Consider the following 4,956-nt stretch of genomic DNA (forward strand, 5'->3'; position numbering starts at 1 on the left):
GCACTTACGAGGAAATCGAGAACGCTCTCGAGCGCGATCGCTTCCTTTCTCCGGAAGAAGCCAAGACCTTTGGTCTGATCGACTCCATCCACGAGAAGCGCGCTGCACCTGAGGCATCCGCCTGATTTGAAGCGCGTTAAGCACATTGCTGCTGCGCCGTGGACTGTGATCCCGACGCAATTGCACGCAGCCGGAACGGCCTTTAAGGTCGTTTCGGCTTAGACTTTCTTTATGTCTTCAGCATTACGGTTTCCTGTAATGCTGATTTTGGGGGCCCAAAGCCCCCGGGAGTGACTGGATGTCCAAAGAGACAACGAACGGCGAAACCTCCAAGAACACGCTGTACTGCTCGTTCTGCGGCAAGTCGCAGCATGAGGTTCGCAAGCTTATCGCCGGCCCCACCGTATTCATCTGCGATGAATGCGTTGAGCTGTGCATGGACATCATCCGCGAAGAGAACAAGACCTCGATGGTCAAGTCCTCCGATGGCGTTCCGACCCCTGCAGAAATCTGCAAGGTGCTGGACGACTATGTCATCGGCCAGTTCCGCGCCAAGCGCGTACTCTCCGTGGCTGTCCACAACCACTACAAGCGCCTGCACCACGCGACCAAGAATCAGGACGTCGAGCTTTCGAAGTCCAACATTCTGCTCATCGGTCCCACCGGTTCCGGTAAGACCCTGCTCGCGCAGACGCTCGCACGCATTCTCGACGTGCCCTTCACCATGGCTGATGCCACGACCCTGACCGAAGCCGGTTATGTCGGTGAAGACGTCGAAAACATCATCCTCAAGCTGCTCCAGGCTGCCGACTACAACGTCGAAAAAGCCCAGCGCGGCATCGTCTACATCGACGAAGTCGACAAGATTTCCCGCAAGTCGGACAATCCGTCCATAACCCGCGACGTGTCGGGCGAAGGCGTGCAGCAGGCTCTCCTCAAGATCATGGAAGGCACCGTTGCCTCCGTGCCTCCGCAGGGCGGCCGCAAGCATCCGCAGCAGGAATTTCTGCAGGTCGACACGACGAACATCCTCTTCATCTGCGGCGGCGCCTTTGCTGGTCTCGAAAAGATCATCTCGGCTCGCGGCGAAGGTTCGGGCATTGGCTTCTCGGCCACCGTCAAGGATCCGCAGGATCGTCGCGTTGGCGATCTCCTCAAGGATGTTGCACCCGAAGATCTCGTCCGTTTCGGCCTGATCCCGGAATTCATCGGTCGTCTCCCGGTCCTTGCGACCCTCGAAGACCTCGATATTCCGGCTCTGATCGAAATTCTCACGGCCCCGAAGAACGCTCTCGTTCGTCAGTATCAGCGCCTCTTCCAGATGGAAGAAGTCGAACTGACCTTCCACGAAGACGCCCTCAAGGCGATCGCCGAGAAGGCAATCGAGCGCAAGACCGGTGCTCGCGGCCTCCGCTCGATCATGGAAGCGATCCTGCTCGATACCATGTACGACCTGCCCTCGCTCGAAGGCGTGGAGGAGGTGGTGATCTCGGAAGAAGTGGTGAAGGGCAAGGACGTCCGTCCGCTCTACATCTACTCCGAGCGCAAGAAAGACGAAGAGCCGGCGACCGCCTGATCTGGTCCCAGCCTGAAAATCAAAACGCCGGGTCGAAAGACCCGGCGTTTTTGTTTTCGGGGGTAAGTGCGCTTCGGCGCGCAATTTTCCGGTCCGTCGTCATTGGCGGGCTTGTCCCGGCAATCCATCTCGCCTCCGCATGGACCACCGGGACAAACCCGGTGGTGACGATCACGGTGAGGGCGTGCACTCCTCGAGGGCGTCAGTCCTCGCCCGTCACAAACTCCACCGGCCCAGGCTCCTCGCCCATGATCGACCGCCCAAAGAGGCTCGCCACCAAGTCCACCAGCAGCGTCGCGCTCTTGCCGCCGTGATCGAGGAAGGGATTGAGCTCCACAATGTCGAGCGACCCCACGATGCCGCTGTCATGCAGCATTTCCATGATCAGGTGTGCCTCACGATAGGTGAGGCCACCTGGCACCAGCGTACCGCCACCCGGCGCGATGGCAGGATCGATCGCGTCGACGTCGAAACTCACATGCAGGTGCCCGTTCGACGCCTTTACGCGCTCGATTATCGGCTGCATCAGCCCAACCACGCCCACCTGGTCGATCTTGCGCATGTCGATGACCTCGACGCCGCGCGCATGAAGCAGTCGGCGCTCCTCGCGATCAATCGAGCGGGCCCCGAAGATCGTCACGTTGCGCGGTTCGATGCTCCCCAACCAATCGCCCTTGAACCCATCATCAAAGCCCGGCTCGCCGCAGAGCAGGGCGAGCGGCATGCCGTGCAGATTGCCCGAGGGCGAGGTGTCTGGCGTGTTGTAGTCGGCATGGGCATCGACCCAGAGCACATGCACCGGTTTGCCCTTGGCTGCATTGTAACGAGAGACGGCGGAGAGCGTGCCCATGGCGATCGAGTGGTCGCCTCCGACAAACAGCGGGAAATGGCCATTGGTCAGAATGTCATGACCCGCCTCGCTTGTCCGCGCCGCCAGATAAAGTACGTCGGCCTTCCGTTCCTCCGGCAGGCGCCAACTGGAGGGATTGGTGCTGATTTCGGGATGAATGCGCCTGATATCGCCGTGATCGGCCACGGCGAGATCGAGCTCCAGCAGTGCTTCGAGCAAGCCGGCAACCCTCAGCGCTTCCGGTCCCATGCCGCAGCCGCGCACCGAAGCGCCCGAGGCCGTCGCCACGCCGAGGATGTCGATCCGTTTGGGTTTGGTTACCATCAGCCCGTCCTTGCTTCAGGCCCGAATTCGCCATCGGGCCCCTTCATTTGCCGTGTGAGGATGGCACAGGTTTGAGACAGACCCAATCTACCGGGGAAAGCTGCGGCGCGAAAATCGTCCGAGACGGATTCTCCTTTGCATCCAAGGCACATGCCTGTTCCTGCCTCGATATGCATGCCACCTGTGCGTAGCGGTGCAATAGGTCACAAAACGGCAATGATTGACTTGCGGCGAGGGCAGTCCACCCTATTTATTAACCTGAATCGCCCAGCCTTCATGGATTGGGCAGTCGCAATACGGGCGCGCTACCCCAAATTCCTCCCGGCGCGCCCCGGAAAGGAAATGTGATGTCGGACGTCAATCCCACCGGCGAAGTGAGCCGGGACCGGGTTTACCCGGTTCTCCCCCTGCGCGACATCGTTGTCTTCCCCGGAATGATCGTGCCGCTGTTTGTCGGTCGCGAAAAGTCGGTCAAGGCACTTGAAGAGGTCATGCGCGACGACAAGCACATTCTTGTCGTGACCCAGAAGAACGCGCAGGACGATGATCCCGCCCCGGACCAGATCTATGGCACCGGCACGATCGCGACTGTGCTCCAGCTTCTGAAACTTCCAGATGGTACCGTGAAGGTGCTCGTGGAAGGTCTCAGCCGCGCGACCATCGATCAATATCTGCAGACGGAAGAATATTTCGAAGCCGAGGCCAGCCCGCTTCCCGAGCCCGAGGAAGACGCGACTGAGCTCGAAGCCCTTGCGCGCTCCGCCCAGAGCGAATTCGAAAACTACGTCAAGCTGAACAAGAAGATCTCGGCAGAGGTCGTGGCTGCGGTCGGTCAGATCGAGAGCCCGTCCAAGCTCGCCGATACCATCGCCAGCCACCTGGTCATCTAGATCCCGGAAAAGGAAGACCTGCTGTCGACCATTTCCGTCATCGAGCGCTTCCAGAAGGTCATCGGCCTGATGGAAGGCGAGATCGGCGTGTTGCAGGTCGAAAAGCGCATCCGCTCGCGCGTCAAGCGCCAGATGGAGAAGACGCAGCGCGAGTACTACCTCAACGAGCAGATGAAGGCGATCCAGAAGGAACTCGGTGACGGCGAAGACGGCACCAACGAGATCACCGAACTGGAAGAGCGCATCGCCAAGACCAAGCTTTCCAAGGAAGCTCGGGCCAAGGCCGATGGCGAAGTCAAGAAGCTCAAGGGAATGAGCCCGATGTCGGCTGAGGCCACCGTCGTGCGTAACTACCTTGATACGCTTCTCGGCCTGCCGTGGGGCAAGAAGTCCAAGGTCAAGCGCGACCTGCTGCTGGCTGAAAAGGTGCTGGACGAAGACCACTACGGTCTCGAAAAGGTCAAGGAACGCATCCTTGAATACCTGGCTGTGCAGGCTCGCACCGGTACGCTCAAGGGCCCGATCCTGTGCCTCGTCGGCCCTCCGGGTGTCGGCAAGACCTCGCTCGGCAAGTCGATCGCCAAGGCGACCGGCCGCGAATTCGTGCGCATGGCGCTCGGTGGCGTCCGTGACGAAGCCGAAATCCGCGGTCACCGCCGCACCTATATCGGCTCCATGCCCGGCAAGATCATCCAGTCGCTCAAGAAGGTCGGCAAGTCCAACCCGCTCTTCCTGCTCGATGAAATCGACAAGATGGGCCAGGACTTCCGCGGCGATCCGTCTTCGGCTCTGCTCGAAGTGCTCGATCCGGAACAGAACAACACGTTCGCCGATCACTACCTGGAGGTCGACTATGACCTCTCGGACGTGATGTTCGTGACGACCTCGAACACGCTGAACATCCCCGGCCCGTTGATGGACCGCATGGAGATCATTCGCCTCTCGGGTTACACCGAAGAGGAGAAGCACGCGATCGCCAAGCAGCACCTGATCCCGGAAGCCGCCAAGGAAAACGGCGTCGCCCACGGCGAATTCGTACTCAGCGACGAGATGCTGATGAAGGTCATCCGCGGCTATACCCGCGAAGCCGGTGTCCGCAATCTCAAGCGCGAAATCAGCAAGCTGATGCGCAAGGCCATTACGGACATCGTCCGTACCAAGGTGAAGTCGATCGAGATCACCGAGGAAAAGCTCGCCGAATATCTCGGCCCGCTGATCTTCAAGCATGGTGAGATCGAGGCGGAGTCGCAGGTTGGTCTGGTGACGGGTCTCGCCTGGACTTCGGTCGGCGGCGAAATCCTGACCATCGAAGGCGT

The 4,956-nt window shown here is 59.9% G+C and carries 3 protein-coding genes and 1 pseudogene; 3 read left to right on the forward strand and 1 reads right to left on the reverse strand.

Annotation, left to right across the window (positions count from 1 at the left end; translation table 11 throughout):
• The first annotated feature begins 14 nt into the window (after nt 1-14).
• Both J0I64_RS00400 and clpX read left to right on the forward strand, forming a co-directional pair.
• Nucleotides 15-125: an ATP-dependent Clp protease proteolytic subunit gene (locus J0I64_RS00400; protein WP_291405357.1), complete on the forward strand. Its 111-nt coding sequence runs from the start codon at nt 15-17 to the stop codon at nt 123-125.
• A gap of 173 nt (nt 126-298) precedes the next feature.
• The gene (gene clpX, locus J0I64_RS00405) at nt 299-1,576 is read left to right on the forward strand and encodes an ATP-dependent Clp protease ATP-binding subunit ClpX (RefSeq protein ID WP_291405353.1); all 1,278 of its coding nucleotides are present in this window, start codon (nt 299-301) and stop codon (nt 1,574-1,576) included.
• 202 nt (nt 1,577-1,778) lie between these two features.
• On the opposite strand, the gene rocF is transcribed toward clpX, so the two are convergent.
• Nucleotides 1,779-2,750: an arginase gene (gene rocF, locus J0I64_RS00410; protein WP_291405355.1), complete on the reverse strand. Its 972-nt coding sequence runs from the start codon at nt 2,748-2,750 to the stop codon at nt 1,779-1,781.
• A 347-nt stretch (nt 2,751-3,097) separates the two neighbouring features.
• On the opposite strand from rocF, the pseudogene lon reads away from it, so the two are divergent.
• Nucleotides 3,098-4,956, forward strand: a pseudogene (lon, locus tag J0I64_RS00415) (endopeptidase La); the annotation flags it as partial.

The organism is Devosia sp., from assembly GCF_017307565.1.
GTDB lineage: Bacteria > Pseudomonadota > Alphaproteobacteria > Rhizobiales > Devosiaceae > Devosia.

What these genes read in the sequence shown, in the direction of transcription:
- clpX (WP_291405353.1), top strand. Translation starts at nt 299, where the DNA reads ATGTCCAAAGAGACAACGAACGGCGAAACCTCCAAGAACACGCTGTAC.
- rocF (WP_291405355.1), bottom strand. Translation starts at nt 2,750, where the DNA reads ATGGTAACCAAACCCAAACGGATCGACATCCTCGGCGTGGCGACGGCC.